At 41.3% G+C, this 19,517-nt stretch carries 7 protein-coding genes; 4 read left to right on the plus strand and 3 right to left on the minus strand.

Annotated features, from left to right (window positions below; all coding sequences use genetic code 11):
* Positions 1–83: 83 nt before the first annotated feature.
* The 4 genes from H6G28_RS10020 (at position 84) to H6G28_RS10035 (ending at position 6,154) form a co-directional block, all read left to right on the plus strand.
* On the plus strand, positions 84–1,637 hold the full coding sequence (locus H6G28_RS10020; RefSeq protein WP_190670529.1) for a sugar ABC transporter ATP-binding protein: 1,554 nt from the start codon (positions 84–86) through the stop codon (positions 1,635–1,637).
* A complete protein-coding gene (locus tag H6G28_RS10025; RefSeq protein ID WP_190588526.1) occupies positions 1,634–2,632 on the plus strand; it encodes an ABC transporter permease subunit in 999 nt (332 codons plus the stop codon). The genes H6G28_RS10020 and H6G28_RS10025 overlap by 4 nt, the downstream gene beginning before the upstream one ends.
* A gap of 185 nt (positions 2,633–2,817) precedes the next feature.
* A complete protein-coding gene (locus H6G28_RS10030) occupies positions 2,818–4,218 on the plus strand; it encodes a sugar porter family MFS transporter (RefSeq protein ID WP_190670531.1) in 1,401 nt (466 codons plus the stop codon).
* A gap of 343 nt (positions 4,219–4,561) precedes the next feature.
* Positions 4,562–6,154, plus strand: coding sequence for an iron uptake porin (locus H6G28_RS10035; protein ID WP_190670598.1), 1,593 nt, complete (start codon positions 4,562–4,564; stop codon positions 6,152–6,154).
* 141 nt (positions 6,155–6,295) lie between these two features.
* On the opposite strand, the gene H6G28_RS10040 is transcribed toward H6G28_RS10035, so the two are convergent.
* From H6G28_RS10040 to H6G28_RS10050, 3 genes are all read right to left on the minus strand, one after another.
* Positions 6,296–12,130, minus strand: coding sequence for a trifunctional serine/threonine-protein kinase/ATP-binding protein/sensor histidine kinase (locus H6G28_RS10040; protein WP_190670532.1), 5,835 nt, complete (start codon positions 12,128–12,130; stop codon positions 6,296–6,298).
* 440 nt (positions 12,131–12,570) lie between these two features.
* Positions 12,571–18,822: an ATP-binding sensor histidine kinase gene (locus H6G28_RS10045; RefSeq protein ID WP_190670533.1), complete on the minus strand. Its 6,252-nt coding sequence runs from the start codon at positions 18,820–18,822 to the stop codon at positions 12,571–12,573.
* Positions 18,823–19,098: 276 nt separating this feature from the next.
* Complete coding sequence (locus H6G28_RS10050) at positions 19,099–19,446, minus strand: histidine triad nucleotide-binding protein (protein ID WP_190670534.1); 348 nt, start codon at positions 19,444–19,446, stop codon at positions 19,099–19,101.
* Positions 19,447–19,517: the final 71 nt, after the last annotated feature.

The raw sequence follows: 19,517 nt of genomic DNA on the forward strand, positions 1-19,517 counted from the left end.
ACACTGAGCGTTCGCGCAGCGTCTCCGTCAGGAGAAGTCGAAGTGTACAACACTCAGCACTCACAACTCAGCACTTAATAATCATGACTACAAATATTCAAACTGATTTTCTGCCGGCTTCTACAGCCATTCCTGTATTAGAAATGCAGGGGATTGCCAAACGATTTCATGGTGTTCCGGCTTTGCAAGGTGTAAATCTGACCATTTATCCCGGCGAAGTTCACGCCCTGATGGGTGAAAATGGCGCAGGTAAAAGCACATTAATGAAAATTCTCGCTGGGGCTTACATTGCGGATGAAGGGGAGATTCGCATTAATGGTCAACCAGTAAAAATTACTGACCCAGGTACAGCCAGACAGGCAGGTATTAACCTGATATATCAAGAATTGAACGTTGCACCCAACTTGAGCGTTACCGAAAACATATTTATGGGGAGCGAGTTGCAGAGGGGTCAATTTTTAGACCGCAAAACAATGGAACTCGAAGCCCAGCAGGTGCTAAATAGCTTGGGAGCGACCTTTACACCACAAACTATTGTTGGCACATTAGCGATCGCTGAACAACAGCAAGTCGAAATTGCCAGGGCGCTGAAAGATAACAGCCGGATTTTGGTGATGGATGAGCCGACAGCCGCCTTATCTGACCGCGAGACGGAACGCTTGTTTGAAGTGATTCGCAAACTCCGCAACGATGGCATTGCCATTATCTATATTAGTCATCGGATGGAAGAAATTTATGCGTTGGCTGACCGGATTAGTGTGTTGCGTGATGGTCAATATATTGGCAGTTTGACTCGTGATGAAATTTCGCCCCAGCGATTAGTACAAATGATGGTCGGTCGTTCCATGCAGGACTTCTACGAACATCAACGACAAAAGAATCCTGGTGCAGTAGTGCTGGAAGTGAGAAATATTACTGACGGACGCAAAATTCAGCCGACGAGTTTTCAACTGCGGGCTGGGGAAATTTTGGGATTATCTGGGTTGGTGGGTGCGGGACGGACAGAAGTATCGCGGTTGATTTTTGGTGCTGACCGCAAAGTTAGTGGTGAAATATTTTTAAATGGCAAAAAATTAGAGATTCATTCCCCCACTGATGCGATCGCCGCAGGTATTGGTTACGTCCCAGAAGACCGCAAAGACCAAGGTTTATTTCTAGAAATGAGTTCCCGAAAGAATATTGGTCTGAATAGACTCAAGCAAGATGCCAACCTGGGCATTGTGAACTGGGGTTCAGTTAATAAGATTGCCACAGAAGCCGTCGAAAACTTCCATATCCGACTAGCTAACTTAGAAATTCGCGCCGTGGATTTATCTGGAGGGAATCAACAAAAACTCCTGCTGGCGCGGTGGTTAGCTATTAACCCCAGAGTCTTGATGCTAGATGAACCAACACGCGGCGTAGATATTGGGGCGAAAAGCGAAATTTACCGAATTATCAGTGACTTAGCCGCCCAAGGAGTCGCAATTCTGATGGTTTCTAGCGAACTGCCCGAAATTGTCGGGATGAGCGATCGCGTTTTAGTCATGCGCGAAGGAAAGTTAGTCGGCGAACTCGACGACACCCCAGGCAAAGAAATCACCCAAGAAAACATTATGCACTGTGCAACTGGAGCATCGGAGGTAACAGCATCATGAGTCAAGCCTTAAGACCTGTCAACAACAGACCTAACCAAAATGCCGCAGCCAGTCGGCGTAAAGCCATCAATAACTTTTTGCAAGTTGCTGGTATTTTACCGATTCTCGTCATTATCTGTATTTTATTTTCCCTGCTGAGTCCCAACTTTTTCACCGCAGGTAACGCCGTCAATATCTTACGTCAGGCATCTATTAATATAGTGCTGGCAACAGGCATGACATTTGTGATTCTTACTGGCGGGATTGACCTTTCCGTAGGTTCTATCTTGGCTGTATCTGCTGTAGTTGCAGTGTTAGTCTCTCTCATCCCTGTCTTGGGTTGGTTAGCTGTTCCGGCTGCTTTATTGACAGGATTATGTCTGGGTTTACTCAACGGTGCATTAATCACCTATTTGGATGTTCCACCGTTTATTGTCACCTTGGGTTCATTAACAGCCTTACGGGGTGCTGCTTATTTAGTAGCTAATGGCACAACCGTTATTAACCGCAACATCAACTTTGCTTGGATAGGTAATAGCTACGTCGGCCCCTTGCCTTGCTTAGTTATCCTCGCTTTATTAACAGTGGCTGTGAGTTGGTTTGTACTGAGACAGACAGTTTTGGGTGTCCAGATATACGCTGTTGGTGGTAACGAACGAGCCGCCAGATTAACAGGTATAAAGGTCAATCGGGTGTTGTTGTTTGTGTATGGCGTAAGTGGATTGCTGGCAGGTTTAGCCGGAGTGATGAGTGCTAGTCGCCTGTACAGTGCTACAGGGATGTTAGGACAAGGTTATGAACTAGATGCGATCGCTGCCGTCATCCTCGGTGGAACCAGCTTTACAGGTGGTATTGGCACAATCGGCGGCACACTCTTGGGTGCATTAATCATTGCTGTCCTCAACAACGGTTTGACCCTGTTGAATATGTCTTACTTCTGGCAACTCGTTGTGAAAGGCTTAGTCATCATTGCCGCAGTCATGATTGATAGACTCCGCAGACGTTCCAGACGGTAAAAGAAAGCAGGAGGCAGAAAGGCAAATGTTTCAACTCTTTGTCTCTCCTCTCTGCGCCTCCGCTTACTGAGCGCAGCGCCGCTCTGAGCCTGTCGTTCGCGTAGCGTCTCCGGCAGGAGAAGGGTCGAAGTATGCGTCTCTGCGTGAATAACTCATAATCTTATTCCCCAACACCAAATACAACCATGACATCCACCACAACTCGTCGTAAATCTAACAACTTTTATGTAATTTTAATTGCTGGTGCTGCTGCCCTGGGTGGCTTTCTGTTTGGGTTTGATACCGCCGTCATTAACGGTGCAGTTGCAGCCCTGACAACAGCTTTCAACGCCAACAGTCTCCAAACTGGTTTAGCAGTATCCTTAGCATTATTAGGCTCGGCCGTAGGAGCCTTTTATGCCGGAAAGATTGCCGATCGCTATGGTCGAGTCAAAGCAATGGTAGTAGCCTCCGTATTATTTACCATTAGTGCTATCGGTTCAGGGCTACCCTTTACCATTTGGGATTTTACCTTTTGGCGGGTGTTGGGTGGGTTGGCGGTTGGTGCAGCCAGCGTCATTGCCCCAGCTTACATTGCTGAATGTTCCCCTAGTCAATTACGGGGTAGATTGGGATCTCTGCAACAACTAGCAATTGTTGTAGGAATTTTCATCGCCTTGCTATGCGACTACTTTATAGCAGTATCCGCAGGTTCCGCCGAGTCACCGTTTTTGTTTGGTATAGATGCTTGGCGGTGGATGTTTTGGACAGAAATTCCGCCGGCGGTGTTGTATGGTATGGCTGCTTTAATGATTCCTGAATCACCCCGCTATTTAGTAGCCCAAGGACGAGAACCAGAAGCCGCCAATGTGTTGAATAAAATTATCGGAGGTAACGTCCTCGCCAAAATCGAAGAAATTCGCCAAACAGTGATGCGGGAACGGGAACCGCAATTTTCTGACCTTTTACGCCGGAGTGGCGGACTTCTCCCCATAGTTTGGGTTGGTATCGGTATATCTTTACTTCAACAATTCGTCGGTATTAACGTCATTTTTTACTACAGCAGTGTTTTATGGCAGGCTGTTGGCTTTTCTGAAAAAGATTCCCTTAGCATTACCGTGATTACAGGTGCAGTAAATATTATTACTACATTAGTAGCGATCGCCTTCGTTGATAAATTTGGTCGTAAGCCCTTACTAATTCTAGGGTCAATCGGGATGACCATTACCTTGGGAACAATGGCATCGATTTTCGGTACTGCGCCACTAGATGCGACTGGAAATCCCAGCCTGACCGGAAGTGCAGGTCTTGTCGCTCTTGTTGCAGCGAACCTCTATGTATTTTGCTTCGGTTTCTCCTGGGGGCCAGTCACCTGGGTACTTTTAGGCGAAATGTTTAACAACAAAATTCGGGCGGCGGCTCTTTCTGTTGCAGCCGCGATGCAGTGGGTAGCTAATTTCGCTGTTTCCACATCATTTCCTCCGATTTTGCAATATTTCGGCTTGGGTGCAGCCTACGGACTTTATACCACTGCGGCCGCTATCTCATTATTTTTCGTCCTCTTTTTTATCAAGGAAACCAAAGGTATGGAATTAGAAGATATGTAATTACGCCAGGGAATAGGGAACAGTTTTCAGATTCTCTATTCCCTCCATAGCGGTTCTCACTTCAGTCAGAATCATTAACCGCAGATAAAAGCTTTCACATCAATCACCTGTGCTATTATTGCAGACATATAAATCAGTGAGAAATTAATAGAAAGTTGAGTTTTTAAGTCCAGAGAATCTATCGATTTACACAAAAACTCTGTGAAACTCTCTTTCCTCAGCGTCCTCTGCGCCTCTGTGGTTCGTTCAAGTTGCCTCCTGCCATATAAATCGAAATCTCTCAAGCTCAGATACAGCCAGAGGTTTCTAATTTACCATGCAGATTTTTACTACACCATACACCATGTTGAAACATCTTTTGTACAGTTTTTCCCTTCTACTCTTAGCCTCTCCAGCAGTCTTGGCAGAGCCTATAGATAATACTCACACACTGCAAGGACAAGTCACATCGGTGTCGCAATTTGCTGATGTACAGCCAACAGATTGGGCATTTACAGCCTTGCAATCATTAGTAGAACGCTACGGTTGTATCGCAGGTTATCCGAATTATACTTATCGCGGTAATCGTGCCTTAACGCGGTACGAATTTACTGCCGGTTTAAATGCTTGCTTAGACCATATCAACGAGTTAATTGCCACATCTACTAGTGAACTAGTCAACAAAGAAGACTTAGCGGTATTGCAAAAGTTACAGACAGACTTTGCCACCGAATTAAACACCATACGAGGTCGGATAGATAATTTAGAAGCGCGGACAAACACTTTAGAACAACAGCAATTTTCTACGACCACCAGGTTAAATGCTCAAATTATTACGGCTGTGAGTGATACCTTTGGTAACAAAGTAGGTGGTACAAAAGATGAAACTAACCCATTCTTGGCAACTCGCGGTCGTTTGAATTTAGAAAGTAGTTTTACAGGCAAAGATTTACTGCGAGTCCGGCTGGAATTTGGTAACTTTACGAATACCAATGGTTCTAGTCAAGTGGCGGCGGCCACAGGCACAGGAATGACACGTTTGAACTTCGATTTTGATAGTAACAATACGCTGTTTGTACCCCATGTTCGTTACTACTTCCCGGTGAGTGATTCCCTCTCCTTTGTAGTTGGCCCTACCGGCATTGGTTATACAGATATTTCCAGCACAGTCACACCTGCGAGTATTGCTGATGATGGTAATGGAGTACTTTCACTGTTTGGTTCGTATAGCCCTATATTCCGTAGAGGTGGCGGTGGTGTGGGCGCTAACTGGAATATTACTCAAGACTTGGTGCTGACTTTGGGCTATTTAGCCAGCAGTCCGAATAACCCAACCGAGAAAAACGGCTTATTTGATGGTGGTTATAACGCCCTGGCACATTTGGTTTATCATGGTCAAAAAGGCGCTGTGGGTATAGCTTACTCTCATGGTTATAGCCCTGGTGGCGTAGTTGATCTCACGGGTGGGACGGGAAGCGTTTTAGCAACCTCTCCGTTTGGGAATAGTATTGCCACTGCTAACAGTATTGTGGGGATGCAAGGATACTATCGCTTTTCCCCAAATTTCCAGGTTCATGCTTGGGGTGGATATATTTGGGCGACTGCCAAAAACTCTGGTTTCAGCGATATTTCTAATGGGCGGGGTAGTACAGATTCTTTGTTTGTCAATAGTGGCGACAATGCTAATGCGTGGTTTGGGGCAATTGGAATGTCATTTCCTGATGTGGGGGGTAAGGGTAATCTCCCAGGAATTATTTTTGGTTTACCACCGCGAGTTGCTCACAGTGATGTCCGTCAAGAAGGAGATAACTCTTACCACATCGAAGCATTTTATCGCTGGCGACTGAACAATAATATATCGGTGACTCCTGGTTTTTGGGTAATTCTCAACCCAGAAAACAACCGCAATAACGATACTCAATATGTCGGAGTTGTTCGTACAACCTTTGATTTTTGAACTCAATGATGAACAAACATCTCTTCTTTTTGGAAGTGCTGAGTGCTGAGTTGAAAGTGCTGAGTAAACATACTAGTTTCTCTTTCATTCTTGGCAAAGAAATAAGTTTCATCAAACTACCTTGTCTCCCTTGTCTCCCACTTAGTTATTGTTAATAGAATTATCTGTAATCGGTAGGGAAATTACAAACTCTGTTCCCTGTCCTAAAACAGAATTGACTGCAATTTTACCCCCATGTTTTTCTTCAACAATTTGTCGAGCGATCGCTAGTCCTAGTCCTGTACCTTTCCCAACTCCTTTTGTCGTAAATAAATGGTCAAAAATATGCAATTTGACCTCTTCACTCATGCCTTTACCATTATCAGCAATTGATATTTTGAGGCTGTGATTTTCAATGGCAGTTTTCACAATTATTTGATGAGGATTTAATTTAAGTTCCTCATAACTCCTTCCCATGCCTGATTCATCTAACGCATCAATAGCATTAGCAAGAATATTCATAAAGACCTGATTTAATTGTCCAGGAAAACAAGCAATGGGTGAACAATTAGCGTATTCTGTAACTACGTTAATTGCTGGACGTTGTTCATTAGCTTTGAGGCGATGTTTGAGAATTAAAATTGTACTATCAATGCCTTCATTGATATTAAATGTAACTTTGTAATCTTTATCGGCACGGGAGAAAGTTCTTAAACTGGTACTAATATTTTGTAGTCGATCGCAAGCTAACACCATTGCATCAAGAACTTTTGGCAAGTCTTCTAAACTATAATCAATGTCAATTTTTTCTGCATGGTCGAGGATTTCGTCTGGGGTATTGGGTAAAGCTTGTTGATATAGTGCTAGGTGTTCGATAATATCGGTTAAGGTGGGTTTAGCTTGTTGGAGACTAGCGGAAATAAAGCCGAGAGGATTATTCATTTCATGGGCGACACCAGCAACTAAGTTACCTAATGCAGACATTTTTTCATTCTGCACCATTTGTAGTTGTGCTTGTTGTAGTTCTTGCAGAGCTTTTTCTAATTCCTGAGATTTTTGCTGAATTGCAACTTCAGTTTGTTTGCGATCGCTAATATCTTCATAACTACCTAAAATTCCATAGACTTCTCCGGCTTCATCGCACAGAGGAATTTTACTGGTATCTATCCAGATAGTTTTACCATCTGTTTGCTGTTGCGTTTCAATAATATGTAATTGTGGCTGTTTAGACTCCATAATCCGGCGATCATATTCACGATAGGAGTCAGATTCAGCCTTGCTCCAAGGTAAATCATAGTCGTTTTTACCAACGATCGCTTCTGGCGATGGCAATCCTGCCATGATGGCAAATTTTTGATTACATCCCAAATAATTTGAGTTGCGGTCTTTCCAAAAAACGACCTGGGGAATGTTGTCGATAATACTTCTTAGCAGTTGTTGAGACTGTTGTAGTTCTTGCAAAGCAATCTGAGAATCTTGATAAAGTCGGGCATTTTCTAGAGAAATCGCTGCTTGAGTACAAAGAAAATTGAGAATGAGAATGCGATCGCTAGTAAACACCCCACTTGCAGAGCGATTCTTTAAATACAAAATGCCAATTAAATGCCCTTGATTGAGAATCGGCAAGCATAAAAGACTTTTCGGCTGTTTTTCCTGTAAATACTCATCAATTACAGGTAAATCTGTTTGAATGTCATCAATCACCAAAAGTTCTTGGGTGTGTTTCACATACTGAATCAGCTTGACTGGTAAATTGAGATTGCCTTCTAAGGGTTGAGAGCAAAGTTCAGTGTGTTCAGGTGTAGCGATGGCTCTTACCTGCCATTCTCCTTGTGTATCAGGCAAAATTAAGACGCAGTGATCGCCACCAGAATTTTGCAAAATAATCTGAGTGAGTTGGTGTAGTAGCTCATCTAGTTGAATTACTCCAGACAAGCTTTGAGAAACTTTGATAATGGTGGCAAAGTCTAGAGCCGTGTTGAGGGTACTGGCGGAACGGATGGTTTTGCTGGAAGAATGAATAGAAACTTTGGGACTAGCAATCGAGGCTAGGGTTTCTAAAGGAATTAGACTTTGGGCAGTTGGCTGTAAAATTGGCTGTAACAAATTGGGGTAAGCATTTTCTAACTCTTCAGTTTTCGCTTTCGCACCCCAACGCGCATAGCAATAGTAAGCGTCTTGCAGATAAATTGCCGCCAATTTCTCTTGACCCCAATTAAGGTAAAATTTAGCAGCTAGTTCATGACTCAGAGCTTCTTCTTGGAGATATCCATTAGTTTTTGCTCCGGCGATCGCCTGATTATATTGTTCAATGGCTTCAGCTTTCTGCCCCAAAACTCGATATTTTTCGGCTGCTATCAAATCAACTTTATGTTGATGATTCATTGGTGCATATTGCGCCCAATTATTTAAAGCTGTTTGATTCTCTTCTATCCTTTGCCATTGAGTTTCTGTCACCTCACTTCCTTGAGGCAATGTAGCCAGCATTATCAAAGCATCATAAAAGTAAAAAACAGGTTCGATAATTGTACCAACGCACCCTGCTAAATACTGTCTGGTTTGGGCAGCATCTTGTTGAGCTTGGCCATATTCTCCTAACCAAAAATTCAAGATAAATCGATGCAGATAAAATATACACAAGCGAAAGACATCTTGAGAAACTTGCACCTCGGCAATTAATGTGGCTTCATAAGATGCTTGACGTAAAGTTACTTCATCTTCTGATTTACCCAGCAGAATCAGAGCAGTTTCCCAGTAAATTAAATAATGCTTGGCGGTAGTTACTTGCTTGAGTTCTTGCAACTGCTGGTGATAAGAGCGAATTTGGTATTCTACCTCACTCAAATCTTGCCCTGACCAAAAGGCATTCAAGGTCAGTGCTTGCACTGTATAAAGCACAAATTCTAAACTACCTGTTTCGACCCCTGCTTGATAGCCTAACTGTAAAATTGGTATTGTCTCTCTTAAAGGGGCAGTACAGTGGTAAATATATCCAGCGAACACAACAAAGGTTGCGGCTCGACTGTATTTAAACTCTGGTTCTAACCCTAACTGATATGCTAACTGTCCAAACTGTTCCGCTTCTCGGATATCGCCCCAGATTAACTTAATTTGAAAGGCATAATTGGCATAACTCCAAGGAGAAAATAAACTGTTTCCATATTGAATAGAATGTTGAACCTGAAGCGCCACCACTAAGGGGTAGAGGGGTGAAGCTGTAACATAGCAGGCAGGTATGATACTGGCAGCAATTTGCATAATTGCTAGTTGTTCTGGTGCTACGAGTTTTGGTAAATGAATCAAATCTGCAATCGCGCGATCGCCAATTAAGTCTTGAATTTGCTGTCTAGCTTGTTGGACATCTTCACTAGTTGGCTGATCTGGCAAACTCACACCCAAGGTTTGCAGCACAGATTTACCTGTGGCGATCGCGGCAATAAAATCATTACGGGAGTTTAACGCTTGAATTTTGATTTGATAAGATTGCACCTGATCTAAGGGCGTTTTGGTATGCTGGATGACGGCATTAATCCAATACTCCATCTGCTCAAAATCACCACTCAATGCGGCAGTTTCGGCAGCTAGTTCATGGAGTGCTAAGGTCATTTCATATTGATGTTGCCAAGTGTCTGTGGCTAGTAGTCCTAATCCCACAGTGGCGTATTCGTAAGCAGCTTGATAAGCCGTGGCGACTCTGGCTTTTCGTCCAGCACAGAGATTCATTTGGGCGAGTTCATTACGCTGAGATTGGGCTGTAATTAGGGAAGTGCCGTAGTTTAACTGATTCACCAAAGCAAAAATTTGTTCTTCTCTGGCTGACAGAGAAATTTGCTTCAGGAGTAGTTGTCCAATATTGTAATGAACTGCTTGTTTTTGGTCATCGGGAATTAAAGAATAAGCCGCTTGTTGGACGCGATCGTGTAGAAATCGATAACTAGGATTGGCATTTTGAGCTATTTCTGATTGTTCGAGATTTTCTAACTGAAAAAATTTATAAATCTGGCTAATCGGCAAGATTAAACCTTCTTGCAACGCTTTCCATAAATCACTTGCTGTTGCTGCTTCCGATTGTTCCGAGACAATTGTCAGTGTACTTAAATCAAATTGATTACCAACACAAGCTGCTAGTTTTAAAACATTTTGGGTTGCTAAAGGCAGTTTCTTTAATTGCTGCGCCATTAATTCCACCACATCGTCTGTTAAGGCGGTGGATTTTAACTGGGAAATATCGCACTGCCAATGCCCAGTTTGTAAATCAAAATTAATTAGTTTTTCTTGATGTAATGCTTTGAGGAATTGCGTCGCAAAAAAGGGATTACCTTGAGTTTTTTGATATACTAATTCGGTTAAAGGTTGTGCCAAATTACCCGCACAATGTAATGTATCAGCGATTAACTGATTTAAACTGCTGGTTGATAATGGCTTTAAGGTAATAGTATTTACCGTTGCTTTTGCTTTAGCGATCGCATCTAAAGTTAGCATCAATGGATGTGCTGCAAACACTTCATTATCACGGTAAGCACCAATTAACAACAAATAACCAGTTGATGACTCACTGATCAGCAATTCTATCAACTTCAGTGATGCCGCATCTGCCCACTGCAAATCATCCAAAAATATCACTAAAGGATGTTCTTTTGTGGTGAAAACTTGAATAAATTTTTCAAATAGTAAATTAAACCGATTTTGAGCAGCTAAACCTGATAATTCTGGTGCTGTTGGTTGTGTGCCAATGATGAGTTCAAGTTCGGGAATTACCTTAGTAATTACTTGGGCATTATCTCCCAATGCTGCCAAAACTTGCTGTTTCCAGATGCGGAGTTGGCTATCAGATTCGGCTAGTAATTGCCCCATCAAATCACGGAAAACTTGGACGAAAGCAGAGAAGGGAATATTCCGATTAAATTGGTCAAATTTACCTTTGATAAAATAACCTTGTTGACGAGTAATTGGTTTGTGGACTTCATTCACTACAGCAGTTTTACCAATCCCCGAAAATCCCGCTACTAGCATCATTTCTGATGTCCCACTAGCCACACGTTCAAAGGCTTGTAATAAAGTGCTGACTTCCGCTTCTCTACCATACAATTTTTCCGGGATGAGGAAGCGATCGCACACATCCCGTTGAGCAATTTTAAAATGTCTAATTGCGCCTGTATCTTTAAGTTGTGTCAAACAAAGTTCTAAATCATGCTTTAATCCCAAAGCACTTTGATATCTATCTTCGGCATTTTTCGCCATCAATTTCAACACAATCTCTGCTACTACTTGCGGAATCGGTTTACTGCTTTCTATGACCTGCAGCATTTTCGCTAAATGACAATGCACCAACTCCATTGGGTCATCACTATTAAATGGTAATTCTCCTGTTAATAGTTCATACAATGTTACACCAAGAGAGTAATAATCACTGCGGTAGTCTATACCTCGATTCATTCTCCCTGTTTGTTCTGGGGAAATATAAGCTAGAGTTCCTTCTAAAATGTTAGGATTTTTAATTTCTGAAGTTTCTTTTGGTAATAGAGATGCAATACTAAAATCAATTAATTGAACTTGTTTTGTGTGGGGATGAATTAGAATATTTGCTGGTTTAATGTCTTTATGGATGACACGATTTTGATGTATCGCATCGAGAATACTTGTTAATTGAATAGCAATACTTAAAAATTCTACTAGGGAGATGTGAGTAGAGTTGACATATTCTTGTAGAGAAATCTTCCCTGTATCTGGCATCACCAGAATATAACTATTGTGATGAGTTAAGAGTGACAATGGCTGTACAATCCCCGGAATTTGGAGATTTTTGCTAATTGTATATTGGTTACGAAATTCTAGTAATTCATGAAAACTGGGATATTCTGACGCTAACAGTTTGATGACTACTGGCAGATGATCTGATTGGCGGATAGCTTGATAGACGTGGGTTTTAGCACCGACATAAAGTTGAGCGCAAATTTGGTATCCGGGAATAATAGGTGTACAGGTTACAGTAGCCATATATACATGCCTCGCAGCACAAGTTAGTATTCGCGTCTAGAATTTAGTATTCCCATAAAATCGAAGTTTACTAACGATGTCGATAGTAATACCATTTCACTTTAAAAATGATCCAAAGGGACAAACAGAGGAAGCATAGGTAGTGATTTATCTTCGTAATTTTGTGAAATATAGCAATCCTAAATGAGTCGTGAAAAACATAGATATGGAAACGAACCGCCCTCCGGGTGACTCTCCTGCGTCGCTAACGCTGCGCTAACAGCAGTTCCTCATAGGGGAAACCCCCAAGACTGGACTGCTTCACCAAGAACGCCTTCGCGTAGCGTCTCGTAGAGAAGGATGCAAATGTAAGAAAGAAGAAAAAGATATAGAAATTTTACAAATGATTTAGGACTGCTATAGTATTAGAATATCTCTGCCTTATCTACCTTGTCCCTCACTTAATGATTGTTATCTGTAATGGGGAGAGAAATTACAAACTCTGTTCCCTCTCCTAAAACAGAATTAACTTCAATTTTGCCGCCATGTTTTTCTTCAACAATTTGTCTGGCGATCGCTAGTCCTAATCCTGTGCCTTTACCTACTGCTTTGGTTGTAAATAAATGGTCAAAGATGCGCGATTTGACATCTTCACTGATGCCTTTACCATTATCAGCAATGGAGATTTTAACATGCTGATTTTCGATTGCTGTTTTGACAATAATCTTGTAAGGATTGAGTTTAATTTCCTCAAAACTGCGTCCTATACTTGACTCATCTAAAGCATCAATCGCATTGGCGATGATATTCATAAATACCTGATTTAATTGCCCAGGAAAACATGCTATTGGTTGTAAATTACCGTAATCTGTCACCACAATAATTTCTGGGCGTTGTTCATTACCTTTCAGGCGATGTTTGAGAATTAAAATTGTACTATCAATGCCTTCATTAATATTAAATGGCACTTTATAACTCTGATCGGCACGGGAGAAAGTTCTCAAACTAGTGCTGATATTTTTCAATCTGTCAGCAGCTATAACCATTGCATCGAGCATTTTTGGTAGGTCTTCTAAGCTATACTCTAAATCAATTTCTTCGGCATGATCGAGAATTTCTGCATCAGGATTGGGGAGAGCTTGTTGATAGAGTTGGAGGTGTGTGGTGATATCAGTAAATATGGGTTGAGCTTGTTGCAGACTAGCCGAAATAAAACTGAGAGGATTATTCATTTCATGAGCTACACCTGCAACTAAGTTACCTAATGCAGACATTTTTTCTTGTTGCACCATTTGTAGCTGAGTTTGTTTGAGTTCGTTGAGAGCTTGTTCGAGTTCCTGCGATTTTTGCCCAATTGCAGCTTCCGCTTGTTTACGTTCACTAATATCTCGAATAATAGTAGATAAATATTCAACTTCATCGGCAGCATTTTTATGAGCAATCACAACCTGAGAAACTGGAATTTCCTTACCATGTAAGTCTAAGATGGCTGACTCACCACTCCAAGTTCCCTGACGGATAGCGGTAGGGATAATGACATTTTGCAAATACTGTATTAGTCGAGGTGGCACCAGACTAGAAATATGAAATTCTGCCTTACTATCTTTCAAATGCCACACTTTCTGTCCAGCAGGATTAGTGTAAATATTATTGCCATTAGCATCGGCAATACCGACAATATCGGGTGTAGCATTGACAATTGCTAGTAGTTGTTGCTGCTCTTGTTCGGCACGTTCGCGTTCACGAAGTGCAGCTTGCTGTTCGCTAATATCAATTACAATCCCATCCCACACCATTTCCCCATCTTCGCTAATTTCTGGTCGGGAAATGGCTTTTACCCATTTAACATTTCCATTGGGTGTAATAATCCGCCATTCATGTCGAAAGGTAGTGAGATTTTGCGCTGACTCCATAGTGGCGCGAAACAATTCAGCTTGATCATCGGGATGTTCAAAATCGCGCAGACTATATTTTCCTGACATTAAATCTTCAGCCGCTACTTCGTAAAGGCTTTGACATCCATAGCTCACATAAGATATTGAAGATAAACCATTGGGTTGAATCCGAATTTGATAAATCAATCCGGGAATATTATCTGCAAGTTTCTGAAAGCGGTTTTCACTCAGGCGTAACTTTTCCAGCGATTCTTCTAACTGATGGGCATAAATTTGAGAATCTTGATAAAGTCGAGCATTTTCGAGAGAAATCGCCGCTTGGGTACAAAGAAAGTTGAGAATCAAGATGCGATCGCTAGTAAACACATTACTGGTTGAGCGATTCTTTAAATACAAAATGCCAATTAAATTACCTTGATTGAGAATCGGTAAGCACAACAGACTTTTTGGTTGTCGTTGCAGTAAATATTCATCAATGACAGGTAGATCAGTTTGCAGTTCATTAACTACCACAATTTCTTGGGTATTTTTCACATATTGAATAAATTTGATCGGTAAATTTGGGTTTCCCTCTAAAGGTTCGTCAAGAAGTTCAGTGTTATCTGGTGTCGCAATTGCTCTGACAAAAAATTCGCCTTGATGATTAGATAAAATTAAGGCGCAGCGATCGCCACCAGAATTGTGCAAAATAATCTGAGTCAGTTGTTGCAGCAGTTCATCCAGGTGAATTGTGCCAGAAATAGCTTGAGAAGCTTTGATAATCGCCGCAAAATCCAGAGATGTATTGATGTTGGTACTAGAAGAACGAGTCGGTTGTTGGGAACTATGAACGGAAACCAGAGGATTAACTTGTGCTGATAATGTTTCCAGCACATTCATCGATGCTATTTTCTGCTGGAGAATAGGTTGCAGTAAATGAGGGTAGCGATTTTCTAAATCTTGAGTTTTGGCTTGGCTACCCCAACGAGCATAACAGTAGTATGCCTCCTGCATATAACCGGAGGCCACTTTCTCTTTGCCCCAATGCAGGTAAAATTTAGCAGCCAGTTCATTACTGAGTGCTTCATCTTGTAAATAACCGTGGGTTTTTGCACCAGCAATAGCTGAATCATAATGTGCCATTGCATCATAATTTTGACCCAAAACCCGCAATGTTTCTGCGGCTACAAGTTGACAGTAATGTTGATGATTAGAGGGAGCTAAATTTGCCCAATTTTGGAGTTTTTCTTGATGACTATTGACCCGCTCAATAATCTTTGATTGTTGTTTAGTATCCGCCGTTTCGTATTGGGACAAATGAATTAAGGCATCATAAAAAACCAAAACAACCATCATAAAACTGCCAGCACTAGCATGAATATATTGTTGTGCTATAGCTGCTTGTTCCCCAGCTTGTTCATATTTGCCAAACCAATAACAGAGAACGGCTTGAGATAAATAAAGATGAAATAATCCCCCTCGATCATTGGTAGCCTGTAAATGAGGCAAAATTTGGGTTGTATTGAAGACTTCACCTGCCAAAAAATAGGGGATTTCAGATATTACCAATAAATTTAAAATTGTTTGTTGGTAACACTCATAATATTTTAAAATTGATTCTTGCTTAACCTGGCTGATAATTTGTCGATAAGCTTCCATTTCCTGAGCCAAAGCACTTAATTCTCGACCACTCCAGTAGCTGTACTGAAAGTATGTTAGTATATTTAGTGCTACACATTCCCAATCTCCGGTTTCCAGCCCACTCTGGTAGCCCTCTAGCAGAAATTGGATAGACTGACTCAAGGGTTCTTTCCAATGACGAATAAAGCAGTTGACAACAAAGTAAGCTCGGCTTTTAAAGGCATTAATCTGGAATTTTTCTAGTAACTTTAATGATAATTGTCCAAATTCATACCCAGCATCAATATCTCCCATAAAACCACAGAGCATTAATCCGTAGTCTGCATAAGAAAAAACGGCAATAGAGGAATTTCCAAACTGAATAGACATCTCAACTTGCTTAAAGATGAGTAATGGTAAAAGTTCAGGCGCAGCAATTAAAACAGATGCCACTAGTTTAGTCATGATTTGCATTGCTGCCAGTTGATAGGGATCGTTCATTGTAGGCAAATCTGCCAAACTTGAGGGTTTACTACCTATCCATAGTTGCTGTGTATATTGCGCTGCTGTACCAATATCTGCCTGAGTCGGTTGTTCGGGAAATTCCACACCCAGTAATTTCAACACCTGCAACCCAGTTTCTACCACTTCGGCAAATTTACCTTGAGAACGGAAAGCCATCATTCGGGTTTCATAGACTTTGATGGTGTCGAGCAATGAAGTTGCAGATCGCAATATAATGTCACCCCAGGCTGCTAACTTGTCAAAGTCTGTGTTTAGACAAGCCGCTTCTAAACGCTCGTGATGCAGATTTAGAGTTAATTCGTAGTTTGTTGTCCAAGGATCAGCCGGGAGTAAGTCAATTCCTTGGGTAAAGTAATTGATGGCTGCATTATAGGCGATCGCACTTTTAGCTTTGCATCCCGCGATTAAATTCAGTTCGGCTAACTTTAGTTGTTCATCAGGCTGAGTAATTAAATCAATCCCTTGATTCAGGTGATTGACAATTTCAAATATATGTCTATCTAGTTGAGTTTCTGGTGTATTAGCATAGAGTAGTTGACCGATCGCCAGATGAGTAACTTGTTTTTGGTCTTCTGGAATTAAAGAGTAAGCCGCTTGTTGAATGCGATCGTGCAGAAAGCGGTAAGTCAAATTTACAGAATCATGATCAATATTGTTCTGAGAATTAGTTTGTGCTTCAGTCTCTATCTGAAAGAATTTATAAGTTTGGCTAGTGGGTAAAATCAAACCCTCTTGTAAAGCTTTCCATAATGCTGTCGCCGCATCGGTGACAGATTGCTGAGAAACAATTGCTAAGGTTTTTAAATCAAAAGAGTTACCAACACAAGCAGCTAACTGCAAAACATTTTGGGTTGTTTGAGGTAATTTCTGTAATTGTTGGGCGACAAACTCCACAACATCATCAGTTAGGGATAGCAATTGAATTTGGGTAATATCACATTCCCAATAACCCTGCTGATGATTGAAGGTAATTTCCCCATCTTCATATAGTTTCTTGAGAAACTGAGTGATAAAAAAGGGGTTTCCTCTGGTTTTGCGCTCAATTAATTCGGTGAGGGGGAGAGATCGCTCTGTTGGACAACGTAAAGTATCAGCTATTAACTGATTTACATTTTGAGCAGCTAGAGGAGTAAGGGTAATAGTATTAACTGTCTTACCAGATTTCTTTATTTCCTCCACCGTCAACATTAATGGGTGTGCAGCAGAAACTTCATTATCTCGATAAGCACCCAACAACAGCAGACAATTTTCATCCTCCATCAACAGTTTAATTAACTGCAAAGAAGCTAAATCTGCCCACTGTAAATCATCCAAAAACATTACTAAAGGATGCTCTGCTGTGGTGAAGATAGCAATAAACTTTTGAAACAGTAACTGAAATCGGTTTTGTGCCTCCGTTCCCGATAATTCTGGTGCAGGATATTGTTTACCAATTACACGCTCTAATTCGGGAATGACCTCAATTAAAACTTGCCCATTTTCCCCCACAACTTCTAAAATCTGACTCCGCCACTGTGCCAATTTTGCATCCGACTCTGATAACAATTGCCCCATCAAATCACGCAAAGCTTGGACAAAAGCACTGAAAGGAATATTCCGGTTAAATTGGTCAAATTTACCTTTGATAAAGTAACCTTGTTGACGAGTTATGGGTTTGTGGACTTCATTCACTACAGCAGTTTTGCCAATCCCGGAAAATCCCGCCACTAGCATCATCTCTGATGTGCCACTGGCAACACGTTCAAATGCTTGTAATAAGGTGCTGACTTCCGCTTCTCTACCATATAATTTTTCCGGGATGAGGAAGCGATCGCACACATCCCGTTGAGCAATTTTAAAATCTCTAATTGCGCCTGTCTCTTGGAGTTGGGTTAAACAAAGTTCTAAATCATGCTTTAATCCCAAAGCACTTTGATATCTATCCTCGGCATTTTTCGCCATCAGTTTCAACACAATCTCTGCCAGTACTGGCGGAATTTCTTCCCTGTTCCCTATTACAGTTGGCATTTTCACCAAATGACAATGCACCAACTCCATCGGATCATCACTATTAAATGGCAATTCTCCGGTTAATAATTCATAAAATGTCACTCCCAGAGAGTAATAATCACTGCGGTAGTCTATACCTCGGTTCATTCTCCCTGTTTGTTCTGGAGAAATATAAGCTAAAGTTCCTTCTAAAATATTAAGACTTTTAATTTCTTGAGTTTCTTTTGGCAGTAATGAAGCAATACTAAAATCAATTAATTGAACTTGTTTTGTTTGGGGATGAATTAAAATATTTGCTGGTTTAATATCTTTATGAATCACGCGATTTTGATGTAATTCATGAAGACTAGTACTTAATTGAATAGCAATCCTCAAAAATTCTGCTAGGGATAAAGTGTTGCTTTGAATATATTCTCGTAATGATATTCCCCCAGTATCCGCCATCACGAAAATATAACCGTTATTATATGTTTCTAAAGATAATGGCTGAATAATCCCAGAAATATTGAGATTTTTGCTAATAGTGTATTGATTGCGGAGTTTGAGTAATTCTTGAAAAGTAGGATATTCTGAGGTTAATAGCTTGATGACAACTGGGAGTTGATCTGATTCGCGGATAGCTCGATATACAATCGTTCTGGAGCCAGCATATAGTTGTGAGCTAATGTTATATCCGGGAATGATGGGGGCTTTAAATGTCGCCATCTAAACGTACCTCATAGCACAAGTTGGTTTTTGCTGTCCATCAACAAGCAGTGCAGAGCTTGTCTGGACTTTGTTAGTATTCCCACCAACTAGATATTGATTAACGGTACGTACAGAGATGATTTACCCACAAAAGATAGTTTCAAAGGGCTAAGGAGTGTGGGGAGTGTGGGGAGTGTGGGGGGAAAGATTTCTTCACCATCCTCCCACCTACCACCCCCCTGAATTAAACCCTCACACCCCTAAACCCTCACACCCTGATTAAAATTGAAAACATCAACCAGGCGGCCAAGCCATTGGTCTGCCGCCTAAAATATGCAAATGTAAATGGAAGACAGTTTGACCAGCATCAGCATCGGTATTGATGACAACGCGATAACCATTGGTTAAACCAGCTTCGGCGGCTACACGCTTGGCGGTTAATAACAGATGTCCTAACAAAGCTGCATCTTCCGTTTCGGCCTCAGCTAATTTCGCTAGGGGTTTTTTGGGAATTACGAGGATATGAACTGGTGCTTGGGGGTTAACATCTGTAAATGCTAAAGCTAAATCATCCTCGTAAACGATATTGGCCGGAATTTCCCGCCGAATAATCTTACTAAAAATTGTGTCTTGATTGGTCATTGGTAATTGTGTTATTTGTCATTTGCCAATTGTTAATGATAAGACGGACGCAGGACTAATGACTAAGGACT

Origin of the sequence: Nostoc sp. FACHB-190, from assembly GCF_014696905.1 — a bacterium.
Lineage (GTDB): Bacteria > Cyanobacteriota > Cyanobacteriia > Cyanobacteriales > Nostocaceae > Nostoc_B.